The following is a 25,101-nucleotide window of genomic DNA, read 5'->3' as shown; positions in this document are numbered from 1 at the left end:
ACCGGGCTACCGCCCGCGGCCGGGGTGCTGGCGCGTGCGGGCGGTCTGTGGGACGCCCCTGGTCTTGCGGGCCTTGGGTGCCCGTCCTGGTGCGCTCGTCACCGCGTCAGCGGCGGGCCGGCCCTGGGCGACGTCGGATCGCACGCGGGCCTCGACGGCCGCCCGGTTCTCGATGTGGTCCAGCCCCTGCGCCATCGCCTCACGTCGCTCGGCGCTGTCGTAGGACTGCCCGGCGTCCTCGCGCATCTCTGAGGCGCGGCCGTGCTCGGCCTCCGCCTGGGTACGAGCCCTGTCCGCTTCGGCCTGGGCGTTCGCGGCCTGCCCGGCCTGCTCCGGGTCGATGGCGTCGGCCAGCTCGGGGTCGACGTCCTGGGCGCGGGCCTCAGCTTCGACCCTGCGGGCGTCGGCCTCGGCCGCTCGGTCGGTCGCGTCGGCGGCGGCCATCAGCCCGACCGCTTCCGCGCGGTCGCCGCTTGCTCCGGTGCGCTCCTCGGCGGCCTGGGAGCGTGCTCGGTCGGCTCGTGCGATCGCCTCTGCGACGGCTGCCGGCTCTCCCCTCCCGGTCACGTCGACGCCGTACCGGTTGCGCACTTCCTCGACGATCCGCTGCTCTGCGCGCACCGCCTCGGGGTCGACCTCGCTCCACGCCTTCGCTGTGGTGTAGGCCTTCGCCACGTCCTCGGCGGTGGCTGTGTCCCACCACTCCGGCCGATGCACCGGGGACAGGGACGCGCGCGCTGCGCCTCGCTCTGCGGTCATCCGGGCGGCGTATTCGCGGGCGGCCTGCTCGCTGCGTGCCTGGGCCTCGCGCGCCTGCTGCTCGCGCATCCGGGCGAGTTGCTCGCCCATCCGGGCGGCCGCCGTCATCGCGACGTGGGTTACTCCCTGTAGGGCCTCGTCGATGCCGTCGCTGTCTTGCGTGCTCATCGCCGCACTCCTTCCGTTGTTACCGCTCGACTCCGTGGTCTCGCTCCGCGCCTGGGCCGTACCTGCCAGCGGCCGTCGCTGTGCGCGGCCGCTGCGGTTCGATCCGGTTCGGCACCGGTGAACCAGGCGTGCGCTGCGGCCCGCCCTGAGCCTGCCGCGCAGTACGCACCACCTCGGCGGCCTTGGTGTCGGGGTGACCGACCGGGCCGGGGTCGGGCAGGCGTGCCGACACCGTGGCCAGGTCACCGCGGATGGCGCGCTCGATCTGCGCTGCTCGGCGCGCGTCCTGGTCGGCACGATGCATGTCGTAGATCGCCTTGGCGAGGTTCGCGAGCTGGCGCAGCATCACCGCTTGGGCGACCGCTCCGCGTCCTCCCTTGGCGGCCGAGATGAGCAGCATCGCGGCACCCGAGGCTGACGCCTTCGGTGCCCGCTCCGGGCGCACTGGCCGACGACGTAGCTCCGCCGTCCGAGCCAGCGCGTCCGACGTGGCGGCCAGCGGACCGGGGGTCTCCTCGACCCGCGCGGACCACGCAGCGAACGCCCCGGACGTCTGCCGCGCAACCCGCGCCCACGTGTCGCGGTCCTCGATCGGGACCGACCGCAACTGCTCACGCAGCCGCTCCAAGTCGGCACCCACCTCGCGCCACAAGGCCGGGTCCGGCTCGCGCATCTCCCGCCCTGGTGACACCGGGCGGCGGCCGCGCTTGGCGGCCGTCCATTCGGCCGCCGCGCTCATCGCACCTTCGGCCGTGTCGGGCCACTCCGCACGTAGACGTGGCAGCGTCAGGTCGCGCGCCAAGTGTCCCCCGCCGTACCAGATGGGCCGCTCTCCGGGCTCGGGCTTGGCCGCGACACTGTAGCCGGTGATGACGTCCTGCCGACCCTCGGCGTAACGGGCGCGCACGAGCACGCCTTGGCGGCGCATGCGGCGCACGAACTCGGCCTCGTCGGCCGACGCTGTAGCGCACGCGCGGACCGTCCGCGCCAGCGCCCAGCGCGGTTCGTCATCGCGTCGCTGCGCGTTGATCAGCGCGTTGCGCTCGGCAGTGTCTAGTCCCCACCAGGTGCGCTTCTCGGTGCCCGCGCGGCGGGCACCCTCGAACTTGCCTCGTGCGCGTCGACGAGCGTCGGCCTCCCGTTCGGCCGGGTCGTAGCCACGGCTTGCCCGGTCCCGTTCGTCGCCTTCGAGCCGCTGCAACCCGTGCTCGGCTTCCAGCTCGCGGCAGGCCTTCTGTGCACGCACGTGGTCGTTGTGAATGCTGGCCTTCGTGCCGTCCTCGCGCACCAGGTTCACCACCAGGTGCACGTGGTCGTTGCCGTTGCTGGACAGTCCGTGGCGGACAGCGACCCACCTCGTCGGGGCCTTCGTTCCCTCGGCGTCGTCGAAGCCCATCTTGGCGACGAACGACTCGGCCAGCTCGCGCCACTTGTCGTCGGTCAACTGGCCTTCCTCCGCGCGCAGCGATAGCGAGCAGTGCCAGACGTGGCCGCCCTTGACTTCGACGTCGTGTGCACGCCTGGGCCGATCCAAGTGCCGCGCGATTGCCAGCGCATCGTCACGGCCCAACTCGTTGTCGTCGTGCCACGCCATCATCGCGGAGTCACCAGCGACCAGGTGCGGCTCGGTGTGCTCGTTGCGGCGGCCCTTACCGGTCAGGTAGACCATCAGGCCGCCCATCCGCTCACCGCGCACCACGTTCGGCATCATGACGACAGACCGTCGATCACGTCGTCGATCTTCTCGGCCGTTCGTCGCGCAGCGGCCAGCACTTCGCCCGTCTGCGGGGGCAGCTCGCCGGTGGCGTGCAGCGCCTTCGTCATCTGGTTCACGTTGTTGGCGACGTTCGCCAGCAGACGGTGCAGACCGAACAGTTCAGTGATCAACGCGTGGCGCACGCTCGCGTTGCTGGCAGCCACCTCGCTCCCACCGGCGAGTGCAGAGTCAACGAGCAACTTTGGCACGCTCACCCGGTAGCGCAGAGCCAGGGCGAGGAGCTGCGCTTCCTCCTCCGGGGTCACCCGCACCACGTGCCGGTGATGACGGCCACCCTCGACCCGGCGGCGACGCGCGGCGCTGCGCCCTGGCTCGCGGCCCTCGGCGTCCTCCGACACGGCGGGTCACCTCCTGCCCAGCGCAGCGCCCCCGCCCAACGCGGGGACTGGTCTAACGCCAGTGTAGACCAACAAGCCGATCCGGTCACCGGATCGTATAGCTTGCTCTGTCACGGACTCCGAACGGTTGGCCGAGCAACGCGACGGCCCGACCCGCGCCAGCGGGTACGCCGTGGTGCCCACAGGGGCGCGATACGCTGGCGGCATGGCATCAACACTGGACGCACAAACCACTGAAACCAAGGCACGCAAGCTGCTGGACAGCCGCATCAACTCCGTGCGCGAACTGGTCACCGCGCGGCAGTCACTCGACGAGCTGCGCGAGCAGCTTGCGGCAGCTGAGGCAGCCGACGTCAAGGCGTACCGCGCCGCCCTCTCTGATGGCTGGTCAGCCGATGAGCTGCGCAAGCTTGGCCTCGATGAACCCGACAAGAAGCAGCGGGTGCGCCGCCGTCCGGCGGCGCGCAAGTCCTCGCCGTCCGAAGCCGCGAACAGGTCGCAACCGGCGGCCGCTGACGCGGCGGACGGTTCTCCTGCCACCTGACCCTCGGCCGCCATCGTTACGACGGCCGCCAGCCTGTCAAGCCCACTACGTGGGCCTCTCCCCCGCAAACTCTCGGCACGCGCTCCGGTCGTTCCTCCCTCCGCTTATTTCGCGCCGAGACTTTGCTCCTCCGAGCCCTCCGGGTTGACAGGCTGGCGGGCCGTCGTATTTTGGGCCTTTATCGGGTCAGGGGGAAGGAATGGCCTAGCCCAACACCCGGGCGCAGTGCACGGCCGAGCTGGTGACGCTCACGACCCCGGCGCGGGTGCCGACCGGGGCCGTCTCGGCGGCGTGGTCGTCCAACCGGTCGAGTGCACGTGAGACCGACGAGCGGCCCACACCCAACGTCTCAGCGATCGCGTCAAGGCTCTGTCCATCAGCACGCATCCGCACCGCCTCACGTACCCGAGCGGGCGTCATCACAGTGGGCCGGCCACCGACCCGCCCCTCAGCACGAGCACGCGCCAAACCTGCCCTGGTGTTCTCCCGGATCGTGTCGACACGCAACTGAGCGAACACCGCGACGATCCCGAACAGGGCGCGGCCCATCGGCGTTGTGGTGTCGATATCCGGCTCGGTCAAGCTCTTGATCTGCACGCCTCGCTCGTGCAGGTCGTTGATCGTCTCGATCGCGAGTGTCTGCGTGCCGGCGAGCCGGTCGAGCCGCCACACAAGCAACGTGTCCCCCGGTCGTAGGTAGTCCAGGCAGGCGAGCCACTGCGGCCGGTCAGCTCGCCGCGAGGAGGTGGCGTGATCGACGAACACGCGGACCGCTCCGGCCGCGCGCAGCGCGCGCTCCTGGGTGGCGGTGTCCTGCTCGTGGGTGCTCACTCGTGCGTAGCCGACGAGGGTGCTCATTAGTCAGTCTCCGATCCCTGGTGACCGGTCGCTCATGCGCCCCGGCGGCAGCCTGCGCGTCCCTGCCTCGAATGTGGTGGGAGTGGTCCTGGTTGCCTCGGTCGCGGGCGCGCCGAACGCGAGGCGGGCGGCGTCCAGAGCAGCCCGAGGGGTGCCTCTCTCCCTGGGTCGTCGCGCTGTGGTGATCGCGTCGAACATCTCGCGCAGCGGCCGAAGGTCTGAGCGTTCCGTCGCGGCGCGGGATGCCTCGTTGTTGCGTTCGGCCGAGACTCGCCGCCAGTCCAGGTGCCACCCGGCATCACGGGCCACCCGAGACCAGAACACGCGCTGCGCGCGGCCGTTGCCCTCACGGAACGGGTGGGCGTAGTTGAGCGCGTCGTAGTGGTGCGCCAGGCGCTCGATGAACGTCGGCCGGCTCATGCTGCGCAGCTGGTTGTCGGCCCGCAGCTCTTCGAACACGAACCGGGTGCCAACCTCGATCCGGGACGCGGGAAGGAACGGCTGCCCGTCGGGCTTGCGTATGTCGACGGTCCGGGTCCTGCCCGCCCACTCGTAGAGGTCTTGGAACAGGTGTCGGTGGATGCCGCGCAGCTCGTCGAGGTCCCCGGACGGGGCCACCGGGTAGCGGTCGGCCAGCTCGACGAGACGATGCACGGACAAGTCGCCCTCAGCCTGGTCGAGGGCGGCTTGGGTGCGGGCACCGATCCGGTTGCGAAGGATGCCCGTCTCGGGGTCGGTGTACGGGTCGACGCTCTCGCTCATCACCCGCGTCGCGTGGCCGTCTTGCGGGCCGGGGCTGCACTCCCCCGCTCGTCCTCAGGCACGCCGTAGCGGGCACGGGTTCGGCGGCCGTACTCATCGAGGGTGATCCGCCCGGAGACGTACTCGGCCGCGTCGGCCGCGGCGGCCGGCGAGAGGGCGAGGCCTTCCATCCGCACGCTGTGCACGGCCTCCTCGACCTGGCGAGCCCGCTCCGCCTCGGTCGTCGACGGCGACGTGATTCGCGCTGCCTGGGTCATTGACGTCCTCCTCTGTGGATCGGTCAGTGCCCATTCTACCGGTCCGACCGATAACGGTCTAGCGGTGTTTCGGTCGAACTTGGTTTCGGTCGCGGGTTCCGGTCGAGAGCGGCCCGCGTCCTGGCGGGTGTGGCTTTCGCCTCTATATGGCGGTGTTCTGGTGGCACTCTGTGGCGGCCGCGTCGGGTGGTGATGACGATGATGACGGTGCGCTATGACGTTGTTGGTGATGGTGCGAAACTGGTCTACAAGACTGGTTTCGGCCCGGAGATTAGACAGATACCGAGGTTCGGGCGCGTCGGGTCTCGCCGCGGCCGGGGCGGAGCATGCGCAGGCCGTTGAGGATGATCAGCGCCGCGCTGCCCTCGTTGAGGAGCAGGCCGGTGGTCAGGGACATCCAGCCGGCGAGGGCGGCGACGATCAGGACGGCCACGACGGTCAGGCTCAGGACGATGTTGATCTTGATGTTGTTCCGAGCGCGGCGCGAGAGTCGGATGGCGGCCGGGAGCCGGTCGAGCTCGTCGGCCATGAGGGCGACATCGGCGGTCTCTAGGGCGACGTCGGTGCTGGCGGCACCCATGGCGATGGCGAGGTCGGCGTTGGCCAGGGCGGGGGCGTCGTTGACGCCGTCGCCGACCATCGCGATCACGCCGTGTTTCTCGCGCAGCTCACGGATTGCGGCGGATTTGTCCTCGGGGAGCAACTCGGCGCGGTAGTCGTCTAGCCCCAGGGCCTGCGCGGTGGATCTGGCGACGGTGGCGTTGTCGCCGGTGAGCATCAGGACCCGCTCGACTCCGAGGTCGCGCAGCTCGGTAAGGGTGCTTTCGGCGTCGGGGCGCAGCTGGTCGGCCACCGCCACGACGGCCAAGGGTCGGGTGTCGTCGCGAAGAACCACGGCCGTGCATCCTTCCGCCTCGGCGTGCGCCAGCGCCGGGCCTGCGGTGCCGTCAGTCCGGTCCTCGTCGGTGGGCCGGCCGATGTGCAGGGTGCGACCGTCGAGGGTGGCTTCCATGCCGGCTCCTGGCAGGGCGCGTGCATCCTGGACGGCCGGGATGGTCAACCCGCGGTCGCGGGCACCGGCCACGATCGCGGTCGCGATGGGGTGCTCGCTACCGGTCTCGACCGCCGCCGCAAGGGTCAGAGCCTCGTCCTCGCTGATCCCGTCGAGGGGCGTCACTTGAGCGAGAGTGGGCCGGCCGCGGGTGAGGGTGCCGGTCTTGTCGAAGGCGACGGCCTTGATGTCGGCCAGGCGCTCAAGGTAGATGCCGCCCTTGATGAGGATGCCGTCGCGGGCGCCCCGGGCGATAGCGGTGACCACGCTGACAGGCACCGAGATGACCAGGGCGCACGAGCACGAGACCACGAGGATGACCAGCGCCCGGTAGATCGCTTCGCGCCACTCGAAGCCGAGCAGCGGCATGACCAGGGCTACGACGATGGCCAGGGCGAACATCGCCGGGGTGTAGATGGCACTGAACTTGTCCGCGAACCGCTCGGCGCCGCTGCGGTTGGCCTGTGCCTCTTCGACCTGCCCGATCACCCGGGCCAGGACGGTGTCGTAATACTCCTTGGTGACCTTCACCCGGAGCACCCCGTTGCCGTTGAGGCTGCCGCCGAAGACCTCGGTGCCCGCGGTGGCCTCGACCGGTACCGACTCCCCGGTCACCGGGCTGGCGTCCACCCACGAGGCACCGTCAACCACAATCCCGTCGGTGGGTAGGCGCTCACCGGGGCGCACCATGACGACGTCACCGGGGTGGAGTTCCTCCACCGCCACGGTCTTGGTCGCCCCGTCATCGTTGAGTCGGTTGGCGGTCGGGGGCGTGAGCTCCATCAGGGCGCTGATGGACCCTCGGGCCTTGTCGGTGGCGTATGCCTCCATGGCCTCAACGAGGCTGAAGATGACGACGAGCGCTGCCGCCTCCTCGATCACCCCGAGCGCGATGGCGCCGATAGCCGCCACCACGAGCAGCACGGTGATGGTCAGCCGTTTGTGGCGCACCGCCCGGATCGCGCTGCGCAATGGGTAGACGCCGCCGATGAGGATCGCGCCCCAGAATAGGGCCAGGGCCACCGGCTCGGAGTGGATGGTCCACTCCACCACCAGCCCGGCCACCAGCAGCACCGCGGCGACGGCCAGGGTGACCATCTCGGGGTTCTGCCACCACCGGCGCCGGGCCGCCCGCACCACGACCGGAGCTGCTACCTGTGGCGACGTCGTCGCTCTAGCACTCATCTTGTTCTTACCTTCTCTTCATCGGTTTGCTGGGTGCAGTGGTGGAGCGTCAGACGCGTACCGGGCGGGCGGGGCCGGCAGGGGCGAGCGGCAGCCCGACCTTCTGGGCCGCCTGGACCACGGCGTCATCGCTCACGGTGCCGTCGTGGGTCACGAGGACCAGACCGGAGGCCAGGGCGTCCACCTCTTTGACCCCGGGCAGGGCCTCGAGGGTCGCAAGGTCCCCGGAGCAGGACACGCAACCGCCCTCGATGGCGCGGTACTTCGAACGGAAGAACTGGGCGGGAACGGTCATCGGTACATCTCCTGGTCGGGAAGCCTCCAGACTTCGACTGTCATCGAAGTCTTCAGCGACAATATTGCCACAGACTTCGATACATGTCAACATGTACGCATGTCGATGTCCTTGCTGCCCACCCGGAACGCGGCCCTGAGGTACTGCACGCCGCTAGCGCGCGAGCCGATCAGCCCCGAGCAGGCCGAGGGCGTCTCCCGCATGCTCAAGGCGCTCGCCGACCCGGTTCGGCTGAGGCTGATGTCGATGATCCTGTCCCACGAGGGCGGCGAGGCGTGCGCGATGTGCGACCTGACCGAGGGCTTCGACCTGGCCCCGTCGACCCTCAGCCACCACCTGAAGGTTTTGCACGACGCAGGCCTGGTCGACCGGGATAAGCGCGGCGTGTGGGTCTACTACAAGGCCCGCTCGGAAGCAATGGGCGCCCTGCGCACCCTGTTCAGCGGCGACCTCGCTGCTCCTCAGTCGGCGTGACCGGACCTAACGCGCAGCCCCCGCCTTGATACGTGGAGCCACCGACCGTGCTCCTCGCCCTTGTTCATACTGGCGCGATGGCCGCGGTCAGTCTCACCGGAACCCTGCTCGGGCTGGTTCTGGTTGGCAATTGATCGGCCCCACCCGCGACATTCACGGCTTGCCTGGTTGGGTCCAGGCCCGCAAGGCGATTAGTTCAGAAGGGAAGCCGTAATCGCCCCGGCGGTGATAGCCCCAGCAAGGAGCAGCAGTGGGTGTACCCGGCGGGCGGCAAGCCCTACGAACAAGGAACCGACAAGAAGGCCCGGGTTGATGTCGGCGACAGGGCGGGCGAGTGACGTCAGCGTGACGACGAGCAGACCGATCGCGCCCGCACCCGCATAGCGCCCGAAGGCAGGCAGCCACCACGTCTGCGACAACCGATTCACTGCGCTGGCAGCACCGATCGCCGCGAGCACCGGGAGAGCGAACACGGCAGCGGTGGCGACCGCCGCACCGCCCACCCCAGCGGTCACGTATCCGACGAAGGCAGCGATGATCAGCACCGGACCGGGAGTTGCGTAGGAAAGCCCGACCGCTGTCGCGAACTCACCCGGGCTCAGCCAACCGTGCACCCCGACCGTGAGCCGCTCCACCAGTGGCAGCGCAGCCTGGCCACCGCCGAAGGCCAGCGCACCGATCAGAAGGAACGTGGCGACCAGGTCAACCACGGTGGCCGCCCCGGTATCGGCGCACCCGGTCGACGATGACCCCGACCAGCCCGGCAAGCACCACGACGATGGCAGGGTTGACGAAGAACCCCCCGGCGGCCGCCGCCACCGCGACCGCGGCGAGGGCGAGCGTGCGCGCCTCTTTGGTCAACAACCCAACCATCGAATGCCCGAGCAGACCGACAACGGCGACCTGCATACCCAGCAGCGCTCCGTCGACCCAAGCCGCGTCAGGCAGTGCCGCGGCGCCGGCCGCTGCGAGCGTCATCAGAACTGCGGCAGGCAGGAGGAACCCGAAGGTAGCGACTAGTGCCCCCATCACCCCACCGAGCCGCCAGCCAAGGAAGGTGACAATCTGCACGACAGTGGAGCCGGGAAGCGCCTTGGTGTAGGTGAGTGCGTCCCGCACATCGGTCGACGTCAACCACCCCCGTCTAGCGACCAATGAGCGATCGAGCAAGGCCAGCGTCGGGCCAAGCCCGCCGAACGCGACGGCACCAAGGCGCAACATCGCCCACCACAGAGTCAACATTGGTACGCGGGAACGATGGGTAGTTGCGTCTGTGCCGCTCACATCCCTGCACTCCCTACCTGCGGTCGACGGTTCTTACCTGCGACCGGATGGTCAAAGCTGTGACTTTCGCCGGTGTAGGGCGGGCTGAGTGGCGGGCACGGTCAGGTGACGCCGATGACCAGGAGCGCCCTTCCTAGGTCTCGAGCAGGGCCAACGCATCCATCGGTGCAGCGAGCCGCGCGTCGGCGGGTTCCTCCGCCCGGTACAGGTGGCCCCAGGTCGCCGCTGCGCCGCGTGCGCCGGCGGATCGGGCTGTCCGCAAGTCGGTCGGCGCGTCACCGATGTACACGATGTCGGCTACATCAACTCCTAGCCGGGACGCTGCGGCCAGGATGCCGTCCGGGGCGGGCTTCGGCCACGCCACGTGGTCCCCACCGATGAGGATGTCGTACTCGATGCTGGCCGAGGCGAGCAGCATGCGCGCCGCACGGCTGCTGGCGACCGTGAAGATGACCGTCCGCAGATCCCGCGCACGCAGCGCCGCGAGGGTCTCGAGCACACCGGCATAGGCCGTAACGGTGCTGGCGTGCAGTCGGTCGTAGTAAGCGTCGACCTCGCCGTTCTTGAGTGGCCGACCGACTAGGTGCTCGAGCATCACCTCCGGCACGCCGAGGGAGTAGGCCGCAACGACCTTTTCCCGGTCGACGTCGGCAACCCCCAGCTCTTGCACCGTCGCGACGAACGCGTCAGGCACCACCGACGTGGTGTCGAGCAGTGTGCCGTCCATGTCCCAGACCAGGTGCGTCATGCGAAGCAGCCTAGGTCCGGTTCTGACGACCATGACGGACGGAAGAGCGATTCACTCGGGGGGCGTCCGGCCCGACTCGCCGAGCGACGGGGCGCGCGCCTTCAAACCCGCGATCGGCAGCGCTCCGCGTTCCAAGGAGCCGCGGTAGAGGTCCAGGACGTGGGCCCCAGGGCCCGGTCGCGGCGCGTTAGCGGCGTATCTCAAACGAACGATTCCGCTACACGCGCCGGAGGGCCGGGCGGCGCGCGTCGTCGACGAGGCGCCTGATGTAGCGGAACTGCGTGCCGAAAACTACGGCGCGATACTTCCCGTGTCGGACGGGTTTCGCTACGGTCGACGCGTGGGGCATCTCCTGGGGTACGCGCGCGTGTCGACAACCGATCAGGACGCGTCGCTGCAGGTCGATGCGCTGACCAAGGCCGGGTGCTACCGGGTGTTCGTCGACACCGGCTCCGGGTCGCTGCAGCACCGGCCGGAGCTGGACAAGCTGCTGGACCAGCTGCGCCCGGGGGACACCCTGGTGGTGTGGCGGCTGGACCGGCTCGGCCGGTCGATCCGCCACCTGATCGACCAGCTGCAGGTCCTGGCCGACCGCGGCGTGGGGTTCCGGTCGTTGCAGGAGACCATCGACACCACCTCCCCAGGCGGACGGTTGGTGTTTCACGTCTTCGCGGCACTGGCCGAGTTCGAGCGCGACCTGATCCGAGAGCGCACCAACGCCGGCCTGGCGGCCGCTCGTGCTCGGGGCCGCAGCGGTGGGCGGCCGTCGGCGTTGTCCGCGGACCAGGTCCGGGCGGCCCGACGGATGTATGAGCAGAAGGACATGACCGTCGCCCAGATCGGGCAGGTGCTCGGCGTCTCCCGCACCACCATCTACCGGGCCCTGAACCGCGCGCCCGCCGCAGCGGCCCCGTCACGACGAGCCACGAGCGCCGTGTAGGCCGGCCGTGGACGCGGACGGGCGGTGGCGGATCCTGCGGCTGCATGTCGAGGACCAGGTCCCGCTCGCCGCGCTGGCCCGTCACCACGGCCTGGGAGTGCGCACGCTGGAACGCTGGCATGCCCGCTACCGCGCCGGCGGCCTGTCGGCCCTGGGCCGAGTGCCGCGGGCGGACGCGGGCGGGCATCACCTGCCGGCGGACCTCATCGCGCTAATCGAAGGGCTCGGGCTGACCCGGCCCCGCCCACCGATCGCCGCGATCCACCGGACGGTGGTGAAGGTCTGCGCCGGCACCGCGTGGCCGGTCCCGTCCTACGGCGTCGTCCGGTCGATCATCACCGCCCTGGACCCCGGCATGGTCACCCTCGCCCTCGAGGGAGCAGGCTCCTACCGGGACAAGTACGAGCTCGCGTTGCGGCGGACGGCCGACCGCCCCAACGCGATGTGGCAGGCCGACCACACCTTGCTGGACATCGTGCTCGTCGGCACGGACGGCAAGCCGGCCCGGCCGTGGCTGACCGTCGTGATGGACGACTGCTCCCGCGCGATCTGCGGCTACACGGTCTTCTTCGGTGCGCCGTCAACGATGCACACCGCCCTGGCGCTACGGCAGGCGATCTGGCCCAAGGCCGACCCCCGGTGGCCGATGTGCGGCATCCCCGACCTGTTGTACGTCGACCACGGGTCGGACTTCACCAGCGACCACCTGGCCCGCACCGCCGTCGACCTGCACATCCGCCTGATCCACTCCGCCGTCGCGCGACCCCAAGGGCGAGGCAAGGTCGAGCGCTTCTTCGGCACGGTCAACACCGAGCTGCTCACCACCCTGCCCGGACACCTCCACAGCGGCGCGGAGCGCTGGCCCGCGCCAGCCCTGTCCTTGGCTGACCTCGACGCCGCCGTCGGGGCGTTCGTCCTGGACTACAACGACCGCGCCCACGGCGAGCTCGGCGTCTCGCCGCGGTCGGCGTGGATCGCCGACGGCTGGCTGCCACGCCTTCCCGACAGCCTCCAGGCGCTGGACGGGCTGCTGCTGACCGTGGCCCGATCCAGGACGGTGCGCCGCGACGGCATCCACTTCCAAGGCATGCGCTACGTCTCACCGACCCTCGCCGGCTTCGTCGGCCGCCCCGTGGTCATCCGCTACGACCCCAGAGACATCACCGAGATCCGCGTCTTCGACCACGACCAGTTCCTGTGCACCGCCGTCGATCAGGAACACCACGCCAAGCAGATCAGCCTCAAGGACGTCCAGGCCGCCCGCAACGCCCGTCGCCGCGCCCTGCGCCGAGGCATCAACGAGCGGATCGCCGTCGTCGCCGCCCACACCCCCGACGCCCCTGCCAGGCCCGTGCCGCCGCGCGTGCCGACCGTGGCGCGGCTCAAGGTCTACAAGGAGGACCTCAGGTGAGCGAACGCTTCATCGTCACCAAGGAGCACCGCCGCTTCACCGAGTTCGCCGACTCCGTCCGGCGCGGGCGCACCATCGGGCTGTGCTTCGGGCCGGCCGGGGTCGGCAAGACCGTCTCCGCACGCCGCTACGCCCACTGGGACCAAGCCCACGAGCTGCTCACCGACTGGGGCCCGCGCTGCGATGACGACGCCAAGATCTACGCCGCGCTGGCCAAGAACCGCACCGCCCTGTACACCCCCGGGGTCCTGACCACCCCGCGGCTGCTGCGCGAGGACCTGGACCGGATCATCACGCGCACCAGCATCTGCATCCAGCAGCACGTCGAAGCCCCCGACCGCATCCCCTTGGACCGGTGGGGCACCCGGCGCACCACCAACTACGTCCAGCTCGTCATCGTCGACGAGTCCGAACGCCTGAGCCCCACCGCGCTCGAGCTCCTACGGGACCGCTACGACCGCGACCAGATCGCCCTGATCCTCATCGGCATGCCCGGGCTGGAGAAGCAGTTCAGCCACTACCCCCAGTTCTACAGCCGCGTCGGCTTCGCCCACCAGTACCGGCCCCTGAGCACCGACGAGATGCTCTTCGTCCTCCAACGCCACTGGCGCTCCCTGGGCAAGACCCTCAACCCCGACGACTTCACCGACGCCCAGACCATCGCCGCGATCAGCCGCATCACCCGCGGCAACTTCCGCCTCCTGGAGCGACTCTTCCCCCAGATCGAACGCGTCCTGAAGATCAACGAGCTGCAGACCATCACCAACGACGTCGTCGAAGCCGCCGCCAGCACCCTCGTCATCGGAGTCAACTAACCGTGCCCCTGAGCGGCTGAAGACCGCCGCCACTCACCGGAGAAAGTCACACCTGGCGGGTGCCGCGTCGACGTCACGGTGCTCGACGACAAACGTTCGTTACCGGTCGGACAGACGGACCGCGCGGTTCGACCGACCTGGCCGCACGCCTGCTATCAGGGCTTGGTTCGATCGATGAACTCGATCATCGCCTCTAGCCGGTGCCCCCAGAAGAGCGTGAGTCCCTTGTCGTTCTGCGCGGCCAAGAGGTTGTGAATCTTGAACACGCCAGAGAGAACGGCTGCGGGGACGCATGTTTGGGTGCCGTACTCCTTGAGCCAAGTCTCGGCCTTGATGGCGGCATCGTTGTTCAGCCGCTTGACCGAGTTGGTCGATGAGTTGCTGACCTTGCACTCGGTGGGCATGGCTCGACCGTCATACAGACGGATCACGAGGTCGGCCTTCCGTGTGCCGAACAACGACTCCCCGCAGAACTCGCCGGGTGCCGGGAAGTGACTCACATTGGTGATCGTTCGCGGCGGGACCTGGGTGAAGCCGTTGGCGAGGAGGATCTCGGCGACGGCGTGCTCCTGAAGCTTCTTTGAGTCGTTGCGGCGGGCGGTCTGTACCTTCTGGGTCGCGATCAGCGCTGCGGTCGAGACCACGGCAGTGGCACGTTCGGCCTCGGTGGGGTCGCGGTTCTCGGCTACCCACGGGAAGCGCTCGCGGTCGAGACCGAGCATCACTGTGTCGATGACACGGCGGGCCATGTCGGGCTCGGCGCGCAGTCGGGCGGTGCTCAGGACTGCCTCAGCCAAGACCTTGAGGTCGTCCTCACTGATGGCGGGCGACGCCAGGTAGCGGACGGCAGTCAGCTGCTCGGGCTGAGTCAGTAAGTCCACGGCCTGGTTGCTCAGCTCGGTCAGGTCGACGGTTCCTTCGATCAGGTTCTCGACGTGCTGGCGGTACTCGTCGAAGAAGTCGAGGTACGCCTCCAACGGCTCTTGCATCCGAGTCTCGCGGAAGAGGCGGATCGCCTCAGTCGCTTCGACATCAAGCTCGTCCTCGGACCATCGTGGCGGCTTCGTCAAACCAGTGCTCCCTCGGCAAGCATCGCCAGGCTAGGGACCGGGATGCGCTCCATCTCCTTCGGCTCAAACTTGACCAGACCACCGGCGTACGTCCGCCCCTGGGTCAGGCTGACCGAGGAGCGCAGGTGCGCCGCGAGCTTGTCGAGGAGCGCGGCGGTCATGCTCTCGCGTGGGTACAGCCCGTGGGCGATGTTGATATGCCGGGCCTGGGCATCGTTTCGGACGAACGCCGGCGGGCGACGAGCCATGTAGGTCGCGAGGATGGGCGCGGCCTCGCGCAGCCCGACGCTCCACCAAGCCTTCCGGGCGGAGGCCACGTAACCCTCGTGGACGCGCTTTGCCTTGGCCGCGCGAAGGAACCTCTCGATCGCTCTACGTTCAAGGGCGTCGAACGCATCGAGGTCGACGGGTAGGTCGACGACCTTCCGAAGGCTCTCCACGGTGTCGAGGCGACTGCCAGCACCAAACAGCTCGCGGGCCTTGGTGACGGTCGGGAACAGCACGCTGTCGGGGAGACTGGGCGTCGGGCCGCGCTGAACCCACACGTCGTTCGCGCCAGTCACTGCGCCGCGGTGCACCCGGCACAGCTCACCGAGTTCGATGTACCCCTCGGGCAGCTTCGGCGTCACGCGCGTGAGCACCGACCAGCGGTTGGTCTCGGCTAGCCGCTCGCGCGAGATAGCTCGGCCCTTGGCGAGCCGGCCGAGGTCTGCGACTGTCTCGACCCGCCGAACCTTCATCTTCTCGGTGGGCTGGCCCATCTTGAAGCAGGTGATCGCGCCGGTCGTGGTTGCGTCCGCGAACGGTTCCGCAGTCGGGGCCAGGACATGCAGCGACTCGCCGCCGAGTCCGTCAAGGAGGAGCTGGCGGACAAGCTTGCCGTAGTTGACGTCCAGCCACTCCGAGGAGGTGATGAACGCGCCGTAGTCGCCGGGTTGGCCGTGCTCGGCGGTGGCGAGGAAGAAATGTACGTGCAGACCCGCGAGGCCGCTCGCGTCGAGGCCACGGCGGGCAGCCGTGGCGAGGAGCCACTGCTTCCACTCGGGATCGATGAGGTGGTGCCTGACGTAGGGCGGGTTTCCGATGAAAAGCGTCTGGGCGTTGATCTTCTCAAGCGTCAGGGCTCGGTAGTCACCGAGGTGCACGGTGGCCCGGTCACCCAGCCCACTGGCAGCGATGTTGGCTCGGAGCATGATTGTGGCGAGCGGGTCGATATCGGCACCGTGCAGCTCGGCTCTGGGGAATCTCCTGGCGGCAGCGAGCAAGTATCGGCCCGATCCTGCCCCTGGGTCCACGATCCGCTGCGGGTCGCCCTGATCGCTGGCCCAGCCGACCATGGCCTTGATGATCGCCGCCGGGGTGTAGGTCTGCCCGAGGTATCGGCGGTCCTCCGGCGTGCGGATGGCGCAGTACGCGTCCCCGAGGGGGTCGAGTCCGGCGCGAATGAGGCTGCGGACGTGCCTCACATCGGCTGGTGAGTGCATGAGTTCGCTAGCGGATGCAAGCGCCGCCTCAGGTTCGGAGAAGCCGCCGGCGTCCTCGGCTCCTAGGGCCACGGCCAGGGCGACGAGCGACTCGATCGTCTCGGGCGGGGGCATGTCTGAGAGTTTCACGGGCAGTTTAGTCACGGAGACGGAACACGCCCCTAGACACGCGCTCGAAGTACCTCTCGTCTTGGAGCGAGCTTCGGTAGGAGGAGGCCGGGGCGACACCAACCTCGGGCTCGATCGCGGCCTTGATCTCAGAGATGGATGCGTGTCCGCCGTCCAGGGTGGTCAGGTACTTCCTCATCGCGTCCTTGAGCTGGTTGTGTGGACGGCGCTGACGAGTCTCCATGGGTTGCCACCCTCCTTGCCGGTCGACGCTATACCGTCGACGATAGCAGTCAGCGGCGGGGATTTCGACGGGCACGCGGGAGCGGCACGCGGTTGCGTGCTGCGGCCCAGAGGTGCCATGGCTCTGGGACCTAGGGAGGCCGCTCCCTTGGCGCTTCACAGTTGTCTCGTCTAGCGGCGGTGTGATCGAGCGGCAGCAACCGCCGCACGCAGGGCCCCCGCGACGGCAATGATCAAGCCCAGGGCTAGCAGTGGGTAGCCGAACACTGCGTAGCCGGCGATGGGCCTCGTCGAGGCCGAGGGCGGGAAGGGCAGCGGGTGCGGTGTGAAGCCGGGCTCGGGCCACAGGATGATGGCCAGCCCGACTAGTGCTAGCGCTCCCCCGGTCACTACCCAACTCATCCCGGGGCGGGTGCGGATGGCGGTCACTGTTCCTCCTCGGCGGCCTCGGCCGGGATCTCGACGAGGGCGCGCGGGAGCGGTACGCGGTCGTGGGCTGCTTCCCACAGGTGCCGCGCCAAGGCGTCGCCACGCTCGTCGTCGGCCGGATTGATCGTGTCCGTGGTGTCCCACCACCCCGCCTCGGGGTTGGTCTCGGCCTTGACCTCGACGGCGACGGTGAGCCCGATGGCCCGCGCCGTGTCGAGTACGGCCGCGGTGAAGGCTTCGGCGTAGGCCTGGAAGGTGGCTGCATAGCGTGCGCGGAGCAGTTCCTCGGCCGCCTCTTCCTGCGCTGCCTGGGCGTCGACGGCCGCGTTGTAGGCGTCCCACTCTTCGGCGGGCGCTCCTTCGGTCGGTCCTGGGTGTTGGGCGCTCCACTCCTCCCCTGCTCGATAGAGCACCTGGGCGGCGTCGTCGACGTGCGGCAGCATCGTTTCGCGCTGCGCGGTCGACGCGTCCTGGTAGGCCTCGGTGACGAGCTGGGCGACGTTGAGCGGCACGATCACCGGCAGGGTGCGCCGTGGCGCCAGAACTACCGGGTCGGCGTCGTAGCCCACGGTGCCGGCGACGAGCTGGCTGAGGGCGTCGGACTCCCATGAGCCGGGCCGGCCAGCTGTGATCCTGTTCGCGCTGCCGACGTTGGCGGCGACGGCTCCGAGCGCTGAGGCCAGGAAGTCGGAGAAGTCGACCGGTCCGTGCTGCGGGTGGTCGAGCTGGACGGCGGCGGTGAGGGTGGCCACGGTGGCGTCCCACAGTCGCCGGTACTCGGTGGCGTAGGCCTCGGCCGGGTCTGTGCCGGGTTCGGGCTGGTGGTCGGTCATGGTGTGTGTCCCCTGTCTGCCGTGTCGAGTTGGTCAATGCTGTCAGCGTGGTCTGACATGGGTTATCGCACGAGCCGGTTGGGCAGGCGCGGCGGTGGTGTGGGCAGCGAACCGTCGTTCTTGGTGCGGGCGGCGTCGACGGCGGCGGCGATCGCCTCGCTGCACCATGCGCTGTCGCTGGGCCAGCGGCCGGCCTGCTGGTCGGCGTTGATTGCGGCGCGCATCCGGGCCACGGTGTCGGTGGGGATGGAGAACGATCGGGTCGAGCCGGTGCGCTCGTCGGCGCGTCCCCGGGGCTGCGCGGTCGCGCGCTGCTTGGGGGTGCGCGCGGCGTAGGTCTCGATCGCGGCTGCGATCCAGCGGGCGAACGTGTCGGCCTCTCCCCCGTTGGTCCAGTCGGCCAGGTAGGCGGCCTTGGCGTCCTCGAACTCCTGAGGGGTGAGGTAGATGCCGAGCCGGGCGGTGTCGCTGGCGGCCGCCGTGGCGGCCTTGCGGACGGCGGCCGGCTTCTTGGTTGTGCTGCCCTTCTCGGTGGCGCTGGTGGCCTTCTGTGGGGCGTGGGCGGGCTCCTCGACGGGTCGCGTGGCGGTGGGCTGTGCCGAGCTGCGCGGCTCGGCCGTGGGCTCGAGGTCCGGGGTGTCCGGGTCGAGGGCGATGGCGGCGCGGTTGCGGTCGCGCAGGCTGCGGCGGGTCATCGTGTCTCCTTGGTCTGGTTGGTCGATGTGGTCAGGCGGTGGCGTGGTGCTCGGCGCTCACCTGGGCGTCGGGCTCGGGTGTGCCGATGATCGGGGCGAGGGCGGCGGCGTAGTCGGCCGCGATCGGTGAGCCTGGGGCAAACACCGACACGGGCATTCCGCTGGTGTAGGCGTCTCGCGCGGCTACGGCTTCCCGGACGGGGGTGGTCACTCGGCCGGGGTGCTGCTCGGTGAGCATGTCCACCACGTCGCGGTCGAGCAGCCGGCGGCCGTCGTAGCGGGTGGGCACGATCCAGTGCACGCGCTGGCCGGGCTTCATCCTCGGGGCGATCCGCTGGGCGATCACCTCCACGAGCCGGTCGAGCTGGTCGTAGGCCTCGGTCTCGCACGCCACGGCCGCCACCACGACGTCGGCGGCCGCCAGGGCTGCCAGGGTGACCAGGCCGAGGGCCGGCGGGGTGTCGATCACCACGTCGTCCCACTCCCCCACCACTTCGGGCAGGTGGTCGCGCAGCGCGGTGATCACCTCGGGCCGGTGGTCGAGGCTGGCCAGGTCGTGGGTTCCGGCGAGCACGCTCGCACCGGGCACGCTGGGGGCGTCGATGGCGGCCTCGGGCGCGGTGGCTTCGGCGGTGAGTACGTCGGCGGCTACGGCTGACACCTCGGTGTCGTCGGTGACTCCGAGCCTGGTCGTGAGGTTGCCCTGCTGGTCGAGGTCGATCGCCAGCACGCGCCGGCCGCGCCGGGCGAGGGCTGCGACGAGCTCGGCGGCGGTGGTGGTCTTGGTGCTCCCGCCTTTGGACAGGGCGACGGCGTAAACGGTCATGCTCGGGTCTCCTCGGTGTGGTGCCGCATAGCTGCTTCCTCCTTGCTCTCATGGCTGCGGGACGGGGGTGGCCGTCAGGCTCTCCCCCGCCCCGTCGCCACGCCTCAGCCCTCGCGGGTGTCGTCGGCCTCGTGGGCCTGGTTGTTGCTCCGGGTCGCCTTGGTGGCTCGCACGGTGTGGTAGCGCAGGCTGAACGACACCTCGTCGGCCTTGACGTGTTGCGCGGTGCGGTCCTCGCGCGTCTCCTTGTCCGACCACCGGTCGGTCACGATGCTGCCGGTGACGTGCACGCGGTCGCCCTTGCCGCACGACTCGACGACGTTCTCAGCGAACGATCCCCAAGCCTGGACGCGGAACACGTTGGGCTCGGCGTCCTCCCAGCCCTGCCCGTCCTCGGTACGCCGGCGGCGGTTCTCGATGACGGTGAAGCGGGCGACGCCGCGGCCGCTGGGGGTGAATCGCAGCTCGGGGTCGGCGGCCAGGTTCCCGGCGAAGGTGATGGTGCTCATGGTGGGTGCTCCTTGTGGTTGGGCGGTTGGTCCGCCGTGTTGATGGTGTCAGTCTAGTCTAGTTGGTCAATGTTGTCTAGGCGGTTCGGCGTGTTTCCTTGGTCGATCTACTCCCCTCGCCAGTCAAAGGTGCGGGCCGCGCCTTGGCGGCCCCAGTGGTAGGCGTCGCGCTGCTGCTCCTCGGTGATCTGCTGGCCCTGGGCCAGGCGCACGGCGGCGCGGTAGCGGTCGGCGTCCGCGGCGCGGGCGGCGGCCGCCAGCTCGTCGAGGGTGCCCATCACCTGGGCCAGGGTCGGGGTGGTCTGCTGCTGGTCCATCTGTGTTGTCCTTCCGGTGCTCGTAGACTGGTGGGGTGCGTCCGGCGTGGTAACCGGTCGCCGTGTTGATGCCGTCCCCTCGGTTCGCCCTCGTGGCGTTGCCGGGGGGACGGTGCTTTTCGCGGGTGCTACTCGCTGGCTGGGCCGGTGCACCAGGGCAGGCACTCCTCCCCTGGCTCGGCTCCGCACTCCTCGCACGGGCGGTAGAGCGGGTCGCCTTCGCCGTCGTACAGCTCGGGATGCTGCTGTTCGTGGCTGAGGTGCTCGTCGCCTGCGTACATCACCGGGCCACCTCCTCGCCCATGAGCACGGCCACGGCGGCCGCGCGCCGTTCGGCCTCGACCTGCTGGGCGGTGACCAGGCCACGGCTGAGCACCATGTCCTCTAGGGCGGCCACGGCGTCCCACGCCTCGCGGTCGGTGAACGCTCGTACATCGTTGACGATGACGTTCTGGCGGTGGGCGGACTCCCTGGCCTCGGGATCCACGGCTAGGCGAACCACGGCTCGGCCTGCTCGGCCGATCGCTTCGCGTCGTTCGGTGCTGATGTTCGGGTTCCAGGTCATGGCGTCCTCCTCGGTGTGGCGGGGGTGGTAGGTCCCCGGTTGGTCTGCCGTGTTGATAGTGTCAGTCTAGTCTAGTTGGTCAATGCTGTCTAGTAGTTGTGCGTGTTTTCTTGTTCATCTCGTTTCTTCGGCCCCTTCTCCCCCCGTCCCCTCTTAGCTGCCGAAGATGACGCCGGGACCGGTGCTGTCCAGGGTGGCCGTAGGCCATCGCGTGAGCGACGCGCAGCGCCCTTGACCGCACCGGGACCGGCGCGACAATGGCGGCGCAGGGGGCGGGGGAGTGAAGCCGGCGGATCGACGCGGCCCACCTGTCCAACTGACCCGTTAGGCCTCGCGCTCGATCACGAGTGCGAGGCCGTCGACCTGTTTTGGGTCTGTGTGGTCTGGCTGGTCAAGAACGGGGGAGACGTGAACCGAGCCGGGGGTTCTCGCCCCGGCTCGGTTCGTCGCCCTTAGGCGGCTGCGAGCAGTTCGGCAGCGATCGCCTCGATGGGCTCGCCTGCCTTGGCGCGTCGCCAGGCCTCGCCCTTGGGCTCTAGGCCGGCCTCGCGCAGCGCGGCGGCTAGGGCCTTGTTGTCGGCCTTGGCTTGGGCCTTGTCGGCCTTGGCGGACCGGGTGAGGGTGACGTCTTCGGCTCCGAATGCGACGGCGGCCACGGCGTCGAGCACGTGGCATGAGCGCTCGTAGGCGACGGCGACGCGCTCGGGGTTGCGGGTCCACTCGGCCGCGTAGCGGGCCGATCCTCGGGCCAGCTCGCCCTGACCAAACGCGGTCAGCAGGCCGAACGCGACCGCTTCGGCTTCGGCTTCCATGTCGCCTCGGTGCTGTCCGGCGTAGGGCCGCTCGTCCTCGGCTCCGTGCAACAGGGCGTGGGCGACCTCGTGGGCCAGGGTCTCGACGGCCGCCCATCCGGCCAGGCCGCCATGCACGACGATTTGGCGGGTGGCATGCACGGTGTAGCCGCCCTCGGCCATGTCGCGGCCGCTGCGCTCAACGCTCCAGCCCTGGCCGGTGATCCACGCGGCGAGCCGCTCGAACACCTGGCGGGCTTCACCCTCGGGCAGCTCGGGCGCGGCGAACGCGGCCGCGCCGGTCTCGCCGTCCTCGTTGATCACGTCGGCGGCGCGGTAGGTCTGCTCGATGCGGAACACGCGTCGCTCTTCGGCTCCGGGGGTGTCCTTGGTGGCCTTCTTGCCGGTGGCGGGGTCGATCCACATCGGCACGGGCCGCGACCACACGGCCAGAGCGCCACCGGTGGGGGCGTATCCGCGCTTGCTCCACACGTAGCGGGGGGCGATCTCCTCGGCGGCGGCGCGGATCGCGGCATCGAACGCGGCTTCGTCGACGAGGCCTTCGGCCGCGAACCGTCCCCAGAGCTGGCAGACGATCAGGGCGTGGTTGTTGGGGGAGTAGGCCGGGTGACCCGAGCGCAGACGCAGGGCGCGGGCCGCCATCGCGGCAGGCCATCCGGCGGGGTTGGCGATGAATGCGGCGACCTGCTCGGTCATCGCCTGGCGGGTGGCCTTGTGGTCGATGGTGCTCATGCGTGCTGCTCCTTCGGTGTGGTGGGGGTGGTAGGTCCCCGGTTGGTCTGCCGTGTTGATAGTGTCAGTCTAGTCTAGTTGGTCAATGATGTCTAGTAGGTCCCTTGTTTTTCTTGCGGGTCTCTTCGCGGGCTGTTGCCTCGATGGCGTCGACGTCTAGGCCGAGCTGGCGGCCGCGTGTCTTGTCTCGGGTGAGTTGCTCGGCGTTGCCGGTGCGTGTGGCGTGGATGATGTGGTTCCTGACGAGGTACTGAGCGACGCACATAGCGGCGTAGTTGGGGTGTTCTCCGGGCGGGAATCCGCAGATGCCGGGCTGGTCGGGGTCCGCTCCGTGGTTCTGGCGCAGGAGGTAGCCGCTGGGCTCCTGGGTGCCGCAGGCGGGGCAGGTCGCGGGCTGCCTCCATCGCTGGGCCTGCTCCTGGGCGCGGTCGTAGTCTCCGAATAGGTCGGGCTGGATGCTCACGGCTGGTCTCCTTGGTCTAGTTGGTCAAAGGTGGGGCGGCGGGTTGACTCGGCCCCGTGCTCTTGGCCTTGGCCGCTGACCGTTTTTTCGTCCCGCCCCCTGACGTTTGTCCCCGTCGCGGCCGCATAAGGGCCTCCGGGTCAACCCGGAGGGCGGTGGGGGAGAGAAGTTTCGGCGCGAAATAAGCGGAGGGAGGAACGACCGGAGCGCGTGCCGAAAGTTCTCGGAGGAGCCGGCGGCGTAGCCGCTTGACGCGGTGGTCCGTGGCCGCAGAGTGGGACGTCAGGGGGAGGGCGTGAGGTGACCTTCCGCTCGAAAGTCTTGGTCCGCTCATGGTCGGCGCGTCAGCGCCGGTAGCGGGCTTGCTGCCGGGCGGCCGCGAGCTGCTCGCGCATCCGACGCTTGGTCTCGGCGATCCGGGCCTGGATCACTGGATCGTTGCGCTCTGCCGCGAGGCGTGCGTCCTCCGCCTCCCTTTCAGCTCGTGCCCTGGCGCGCTCGGCCGCGCGGGCGGCCGCCTCGCGGCCGCGCCGCAGGCGCGGCGGCTCGTCGACGTCGGGCAGGGCGGCGCGCACCTGGTGCGCAAACAGCGCGAGCGGGTCACGCTGGGAGCCTGGGTAGGGCTCGTACAGGCCGAGCGTGATGTTGCGGCGGTCGAGCATGTCGATGACGTCATGGGCACTCCACCCGGTGTCGTCCAAGCCGAGGGCGACCAGCGTGCGGCACAACGACCCGATGTGGCCTCGGGCGAGCCAGGGGAGGCGCTGCGCGAGGTCTGCGGCTAGGCGTTGCACCCCGATCGGTGGCCTGGGAGCGCAGCGTCGAGGGATCTTCCTCTTCGTTGCCTGCCGCGAAGCGGCTCCAGCGCGCGCGTCAGCGCGCTTTGGTAAGTCACTACGTGACGGAAGAGGAGAGGTAAGAGAACCCCGACGGGGTAGGTGGACATTCGATAGTGAGCGAGGAACGAGCAGTGCGCGCTCGGAGGCCATGCGGCGCTGGTCGCCGCCGTGGTGCGCACGCGCGGCCGCCCGCTCCTGCGTGGTCAGGTAGCGGCCCGGGACCACGGTGCAGGCGAAGCCCAGGGCCTCTAGGAGGGTCCTGGCGCGCTGCACGGTCTTGGCTGAGCAGCCGAGGGCCTTGGCGACGGTCTCGTGGGCGGTGGTGACGCCGCGACCGGTGCGTGAGTCGGCGGCGCGCGCGTCGGCGGCCGCGACGTCGATGAGGGTGTCCGCGCTGACCTTGGCGGCCGCGCGCAGTTCTTCGCCCTGGGGCGTCCTGAGGGCCGCTGCGAGCGTTTCCAGCCAGTGGGCGGCACTGGACCACACCGGCACCGTGGCGGGCAGCGTAGGGCCGTTTGCGGGCCTCCAGGCGCGGCCGCGGCATGAGCGTGCGATCGTGCTGCGCACGTCACGCGGGCCCGTGCAGGGCCGGTAGTACCGGCGCGCGCGCGGCAGGGGAGTGCCGGCCGCGTCCGACTCGTTGGCGACGCGCGACACGTCCCGGATCGTCGAACTACTGGACTCCGGGCATGCGGGTGCTATCGTGGGCAGCACTAAGCGACCTCCATCGCTGGCATGTGAAAACCGCCGGGCGGCTACGCCGCCTCCTCCCTGGCACGGGATCGGCTACAGATCGGAGAGGTACCGAGTTGGCGCTCGGTCCTCTCACCTAGACGCAAGGGCTCCCGTTGGCGCGGGGGCCTTCGTCATTTCCGGGGTCAGCCGGTCATAGGCAGCTCCTCGTCGAGGCGCGCCTGTGGCGCGAGATGGGGTAGCCCGACGTCGAGCGCGAGAGTGCGCGCGATGTACTCGCTGATGGATAGGCCCATGGCGTCCGCTCGGCGGCGAACCTCGTCGCCTACCGCGCGGGCAGGGCGCGTGACCATGATGTCTCTGTCACCCTTGCTGGCTCTCGGCATAGACCCATCCAAACACCCTCGTATCAGAATCGGGGGAAGTTGGCCTTCACCGGCGTGTTGCCCGTGTGACCGGTGATCACAGGCCTGCTGCCACGGCGGCCGCCGCGCGCAGGTAGGCGCGCTGGGTGGGTGCGGCGAGGTTGTCGACGCGCAGCCACTGTTGGCGCATGGCTGGGTCGTAGGGGACGGTGACGACGGCGCGGGCGAGGGCGTCGAAGCCGCGGGCGATGGAGGAGGCGTCGGCTTCCTCGCGGTCGGCCTGGGAGACGAGCACGACGGCCTGGTCCGCGAGACGGGCGGAGTGCTCGTCGCGGTCGGCCAGGGCGTTGAGCAGGAGCCGTCCGGCTTCGGCGTGGTCCGGCCGGGTGGAGGTGGCCACGACGATCTGGTCGGCGTGGTCGATCATCCGTAGCCACAGGGCGTCGCCTTCG

General features: G+C 69.7%; 30 protein-coding genes. 5 read left to right on the top strand and 25 right to left on the bottom strand.

Annotated elements, in window-relative coordinates; all coding sequences use genetic code 11:
• Positions 1 to 6: 6 nt before the first annotated feature.
• Genes HJG52_RS19930 through mobC form a run of 3 tightly spaced genes read right to left on the bottom strand, consistent with a single transcriptional unit; the run spans position 7 to position 3,042 of the window.
• Positions 7 to 927: a hypothetical protein gene (locus HJG52_RS19930; RefSeq protein ID WP_171245387.1), complete on the bottom strand. Its 921-nt coding sequence runs from the start codon at positions 925 to 927 to the stop codon at positions 7 to 9.
• A 19-nt stretch (positions 928 to 946) separates the two neighbouring features.
• The gene (locus HJG52_RS19925) at positions 947 to 2,638 is read right to left on the bottom strand and encodes a relaxase/mobilization nuclease domain-containing protein (protein ID WP_171245386.1); all 1,692 of its coding nucleotides are present in this window, start codon (positions 2,636 to 2,638) and stop codon (positions 947 to 949) included.
• Complete coding sequence (mobC, locus tag HJG52_RS21810) at positions 2,635 to 3,042, bottom strand: plasmid mobilization relaxosome protein MobC (RefSeq protein ID WP_171245385.1); 408 nt, start codon at positions 3,040 to 3,042, stop codon at positions 2,635 to 2,637. The genes HJG52_RS19925 and mobC overlap by 4 nt, the downstream gene beginning before the upstream one ends.
• A 205-nt stretch (positions 3,043 to 3,247) precedes the next feature.
• Here mobC and HJG52_RS19915 point away from each other — a divergent pair, with 205 nt between their 5' ends.
• A complete protein-coding gene (locus HJG52_RS19915; RefSeq protein ID WP_171245384.1) occupies positions 3,248 to 3,586 on the top strand; it encodes a hypothetical protein in 339 nt (112 codons plus the stop codon).
• Positions 3,587 to 3,790: 204 nt separating this feature from the next.
• On the opposite strand, the gene HJG52_RS19910 is transcribed toward HJG52_RS19915, so the two are convergent.
• The 5 genes from HJG52_RS19910 to HJG52_RS19890 form a co-directional block, all read right to left on the bottom strand.
• Positions 3,791 to 4,444 (bottom strand): recombinase family protein, encoded by a 654-nt coding sequence (locus HJG52_RS19910; protein WP_171245383.1) that lies wholly within the window; start codon positions 4,442 to 4,444, stop codon positions 3,791 to 3,793.
• 3 nt (positions 4,445 to 4,447) lie between these two features.
• Entirely contained in the window at positions 4,448 to 5,206 is a 759-nt protein-coding gene (locus tag HJG52_RS19905) for a Fic/DOC family protein (protein WP_171245382.1), read from the bottom strand.
• A complete protein-coding gene (locus HJG52_RS19900) occupies positions 5,206 to 5,463 on the bottom strand; it encodes an antitoxin VbhA family protein (protein WP_051208462.1) in 258 nt (85 codons plus the stop codon). Before HJG52_RS19900 ends, HJG52_RS19905 begins: the two co-directional genes overlap by 1 nt.
• 271 nt (positions 5,464 to 5,734) lie before the next feature.
• On the bottom strand, positions 5,735 to 7,654 hold the full coding sequence (locus HJG52_RS19895) for a heavy metal translocating P-type ATPase (RefSeq protein WP_171245381.1): 1,920 nt from the start codon (positions 7,652 to 7,654) through the stop codon (positions 5,735 to 5,737).
• A 94-nt stretch (positions 7,655 to 7,748) separates the two neighbouring features.
• A complete protein-coding gene (locus HJG52_RS19890; protein ID WP_126860456.1) occupies positions 7,749 to 7,994 on the bottom strand; it encodes a hypothetical protein in 246 nt (81 codons plus the stop codon).
• 99 nt (positions 7,995 to 8,093) lie between these two features.
• On the opposite strand from HJG52_RS19890, the gene HJG52_RS19885 reads away from it, so the two are divergent.
• Complete coding sequence (locus tag HJG52_RS19885) at positions 8,094 to 8,468, top strand: ArsR/SmtB family transcription factor (protein WP_126860455.1); 375 nt, start codon at positions 8,094 to 8,096, stop codon at positions 8,466 to 8,468.
• 191 nt (positions 8,469 to 8,659) lie between these two features.
• Here the strand turns inward: HJG52_RS19885 and HJG52_RS19880 are convergent, their stop codons facing one another.
• The 3 genes from HJG52_RS19880 to HJG52_RS19870 all read right to left on the bottom strand — a co-directional run bounded on the left by HJG52_RS19880 (position 8,660) and on the right by HJG52_RS19870 (position 10,500).
• Positions 8,660 to 9,178 carry a chromate transporter gene (locus HJG52_RS19880; protein WP_161972433.1) on the bottom strand — a complete coding sequence of 173 codons (519 nt, stop codon included), beginning with the start codon at positions 9,176 to 9,178 and terminating at the stop codon, positions 8,660 to 8,662.
• Positions 9,171 to 9,710 (bottom strand): chromate transporter, encoded by a 540-nt coding sequence (locus HJG52_RS19875; protein ID WP_171245380.1) that lies wholly within the window; start codon positions 9,708 to 9,710, stop codon positions 9,171 to 9,173. The genes HJG52_RS19880 and HJG52_RS19875 overlap by 8 nt, the downstream gene beginning before the upstream one ends.
• A gap of 175 nt (positions 9,711 to 9,885) precedes the next feature.
• Entirely contained in the window at positions 9,886 to 10,500 is a 615-nt protein-coding gene (locus HJG52_RS19870) for an HAD family hydrolase (protein ID WP_126860308.1), read from the bottom strand.
• Between the two features lie 340 nt (positions 10,501 to 10,840).
• Between HJG52_RS19870 and HJG52_RS19865 the strand changes: the two genes are divergently transcribed.
• From HJG52_RS19865 to HJG52_RS19855, 3 genes are read left to right on the top strand one after another with little or no spacing between them, the layout of a single operon-like run.
• The gene (locus HJG52_RS19865) at positions 10,841 to 11,440 is read left to right on the top strand and encodes a recombinase family protein (protein WP_147794727.1); all 600 of its coding nucleotides are present in this window, start codon (positions 10,841 to 10,843) and stop codon (positions 11,438 to 11,440) included.
• Between the two features lie 7 nt (positions 11,441 to 11,447).
• Positions 11,448 to 12,851 carry a Mu transposase C-terminal domain-containing protein gene (locus HJG52_RS19860; protein ID WP_161916670.1) on the top strand — a complete coding sequence of 468 codons (1,404 nt, stop codon included), beginning with the start codon at positions 11,448 to 11,450 and terminating at the stop codon, positions 12,849 to 12,851.
• A complete protein-coding gene (locus HJG52_RS19855; RefSeq protein WP_147794725.1) occupies positions 12,848 to 13,666 on the top strand; it encodes an AAA family ATPase in 819 nt (272 codons plus the stop codon). Before HJG52_RS19860 ends, HJG52_RS19855 begins: the two co-directional genes overlap by 4 nt.
• Positions 13,667 to 13,821: 155 nt before the next feature.
• On the opposite strand, the gene HJG52_RS19850 is transcribed toward HJG52_RS19855, so the two are convergent.
• The 14 genes from HJG52_RS19850 to HJG52_RS19780 form a co-directional block, all read right to left on the bottom strand.
• Positions 13,822 to 14,655 (bottom strand): XamI family restriction endonuclease, encoded by an 834-nt coding sequence (locus tag HJG52_RS19850; protein ID WP_171245379.1) that lies wholly within the window; start codon positions 14,653 to 14,655, stop codon positions 13,822 to 13,824.
• Between the two features lie 77 nt (positions 14,656 to 14,732).
• Complete coding sequence (locus HJG52_RS19845) at positions 14,733 to 16,334, bottom strand: Eco57I restriction-modification methylase domain-containing protein (RefSeq protein ID WP_171245378.1); 1,602 nt, start codon at positions 16,332 to 16,334, stop codon at positions 14,733 to 14,735.
• A gap of 22 nt (positions 16,335 to 16,356) precedes the next feature.
• Positions 16,357 to 16,572, bottom strand: a complete 216-nt coding sequence (locus tag HJG52_RS19840; RefSeq protein WP_171245377.1) for a hypothetical protein — start codon at positions 16,570 to 16,572, stop codon at positions 16,357 to 16,359.
• Between the two features lie 424 nt (positions 16,573 to 16,996).
• Positions 16,997 to 17,833, bottom strand: coding sequence for a hypothetical protein (locus HJG52_RS19835; protein ID WP_171245376.1), 837 nt, complete (start codon positions 17,831 to 17,833; stop codon positions 16,997 to 16,999).
• Between the two features lie 62 nt (positions 17,834 to 17,895).
• Entirely contained in the window at positions 17,896 to 18,528 is a 633-nt protein-coding gene (locus HJG52_RS19830) for a hypothetical protein (RefSeq protein ID WP_028708022.1), read from the bottom strand.
• A gap of 31 nt (positions 18,529 to 18,559) precedes the next feature.
• A complete protein-coding gene (locus tag HJG52_RS19825) occupies positions 18,560 to 19,354 on the bottom strand; it encodes a ParA family protein (protein ID WP_171245375.1) in 795 nt (264 codons plus the stop codon).
• Positions 19,355 to 19,458: 104 nt separating this feature from the next.
• A complete protein-coding gene (ssb, locus tag HJG52_RS19820) occupies positions 19,459 to 19,863 on the bottom strand; it encodes a single-stranded DNA-binding protein (RefSeq protein ID WP_171245374.1) in 405 nt (134 codons plus the stop codon).
• A 107-nt stretch (positions 19,864 to 19,970) separates the two neighbouring features.
• Positions 19,971 to 20,180 (bottom strand): hypothetical protein, encoded by a 210-nt coding sequence (locus tag HJG52_RS19815; protein ID WP_171245373.1) that lies wholly within the window; start codon positions 20,178 to 20,180, stop codon positions 19,971 to 19,973.
• Positions 20,181 to 20,308: 128 nt separating this feature from the next.
• Positions 20,309 to 20,464 carry a hypothetical protein gene (locus HJG52_RS19810; RefSeq protein WP_156887444.1) on the bottom strand — a complete coding sequence of 52 codons (156 nt, stop codon included), beginning with the start codon at positions 20,462 to 20,464 and terminating at the stop codon, positions 20,309 to 20,311.
• Complete coding sequence (locus HJG52_RS19805; RefSeq protein WP_171245372.1) at positions 20,461 to 20,745, bottom strand: hypothetical protein; 285 nt, start codon at positions 20,743 to 20,745, stop codon at positions 20,461 to 20,463. Before HJG52_RS19805 ends, HJG52_RS19810 begins: the two co-directional genes overlap by 4 nt.
• Before the next feature lie 452 nt (positions 20,746 to 21,197).
• The gene (locus tag HJG52_RS19800; RefSeq protein WP_171245371.1) at positions 21,198 to 22,289 is read right to left on the bottom strand and encodes an ImmA/IrrE family metallo-endopeptidase; all 1,092 of its coding nucleotides are present in this window, start codon (positions 22,287 to 22,289) and stop codon (positions 21,198 to 21,200) included.
• An 82-nt stretch (positions 22,290 to 22,371) separates the two neighbouring features.
• Entirely contained in the window at positions 22,372 to 22,752 is a 381-nt protein-coding gene (locus HJG52_RS19795; protein WP_028708032.1) for a hypothetical protein, read from the bottom strand.
• A 344-nt stretch (positions 22,753 to 23,096) separates the two neighbouring features.
• A complete protein-coding gene (locus HJG52_RS19790) occupies positions 23,097 to 24,083 on the bottom strand; it encodes a helix-turn-helix domain-containing protein (protein WP_171245370.1) in 987 nt (328 codons plus the stop codon).
• A 663-nt stretch (positions 24,084 to 24,746) separates the two neighbouring features.
• On the bottom strand, positions 24,747 to 25,101 hold a 355-nt coding region (locus HJG52_RS19780; RefSeq protein ID WP_430413360.1), incomplete at its 5' end, for a MinD/ParA family ATP-binding protein.

It is taken from the genome of Knoellia koreensis, from assembly GCF_013041615.1.
Lineage (GTDB): Bacteria > Actinomycetota > Actinomycetes > Actinomycetales > Dermatophilaceae > Pedococcus > Pedococcus koreensis.
The sequence above is the reverse complement of the archived record's forward strand: the minus strand, read 5'-3'. Positions and strand labels throughout refer to the sequence as shown.

Coding starts and splice junctions, on each gene's coding strand:
- HJG52_RS19930 (WP_171245387.1), bottom strand. CDS start 927: ATGAGCACGCAAGACAGCGACGGCATCGACGAGGCCCTACAGGGAGTA.
- HJG52_RS19925 (WP_171245386.1), bottom strand. CDS start 2,638: ATGATGCCGAACGTGGTGCGCGGTGAGCGGATGGGCGGCCTGATGGTC.
- HJG52_RS19915 (WP_171245384.1), top strand. CDS start 3,248: ATGGCATCAACACTGGACGCACAAACCACTGAAACCAAGGCACGCAAG.
- HJG52_RS19910 (WP_171245383.1), bottom strand. CDS start 4,444: ATGAGCACCCTCGTCGGCTACGCACGAGTGAGCACCCACGAGCAGGAC.
- HJG52_RS19905 (WP_171245382.1), bottom strand. CDS start 5,206: ATGAGCGAGAGCGTCGACCCGTACACCGACCCCGAGACGGGCATCCTT.
- HJG52_RS19900 (WP_051208462.1), bottom strand. CDS start 5,463: ATGACCCAGGCAGCGCGAATCACGTCGCCGTCGACGACCGAGGCGGAG.
- HJG52_RS19890 (WP_126860456.1), bottom strand. CDS start 7,994: ATGACCGTTCCCGCCCAGTTCTTCCGTTCGAAGTACCGCGCCATCGAG.
- HJG52_RS19885 (WP_126860455.1), top strand. CDS start 8,094: ATGTCGATGTCCTTGCTGCCCACCCGGAACGCGGCCCTGAGGTACTGC.
- HJG52_RS19875 (WP_171245380.1), bottom strand. CDS start 9,710: ATGTTGACTCTGTGGTGGGCGATGTTGCGCCTTGGTGCCGTCGCGTTC.
- HJG52_RS19870 (WP_126860308.1), bottom strand. CDS start 10,500: ATGACGCACCTGGTCTGGGACATGGACGGCACACTGCTCGACACCACG.
- HJG52_RS19850 (WP_171245379.1), bottom strand. CDS start 14,655: ATGCAAGAGCCGTTGGAGGCGTACCTCGACTTCTTCGACGAGTACCGC.
- HJG52_RS19845 (WP_171245378.1), bottom strand. CDS start 16,334: ATGCCCCCGCCCGAGACGATCGAGTCGCTCGTCGCCCTGGCCGTGGCC.
- HJG52_RS19840 (WP_171245377.1), bottom strand. CDS start 16,572: ATGGAGACTCGTCAGCGCCGTCCACACAACCAGCTCAAGGACGCGATG.
- HJG52_RS19835 (WP_171245376.1), bottom strand. CDS start 17,833: ATGACCGACCACCAGCCCGAACCCGGCACAGACCCGGCCGAGGCCTAC.
- HJG52_RS19830 (WP_028708022.1), bottom strand. CDS start 18,528: ATGACCCGCCGCAGCCTGCGCGACCGCAACCGCGCCGCCATCGCCCTC.
- HJG52_RS19825 (WP_171245375.1), bottom strand. CDS start 19,354: ATGACCGTTTACGCCGTCGCCCTGTCCAAAGGCGGGAGCACCAAGACC.
- ssb (WP_171245374.1), bottom strand. CDS start 19,863: ATGAGCACCATCACCTTCGCCGGGAACCTGGCCGCCGACCCCGAGCTG.
- HJG52_RS19815 (WP_171245373.1), bottom strand. CDS start 20,180: ATGGACCAGCAGCAGACCACCCCGACCCTGGCCCAGGTGATGGGCACC.
- HJG52_RS19805 (WP_171245372.1), bottom strand. CDS start 20,745: ATGACCTGGAACCCGAACATCAGCACCGAACGACGCGAAGCGATCGGC.
- HJG52_RS19800 (WP_171245371.1), bottom strand. CDS start 22,289: ATGAGCACCATCGACCACAAGGCCACCCGCCAGGCGATGACCGAGCAG.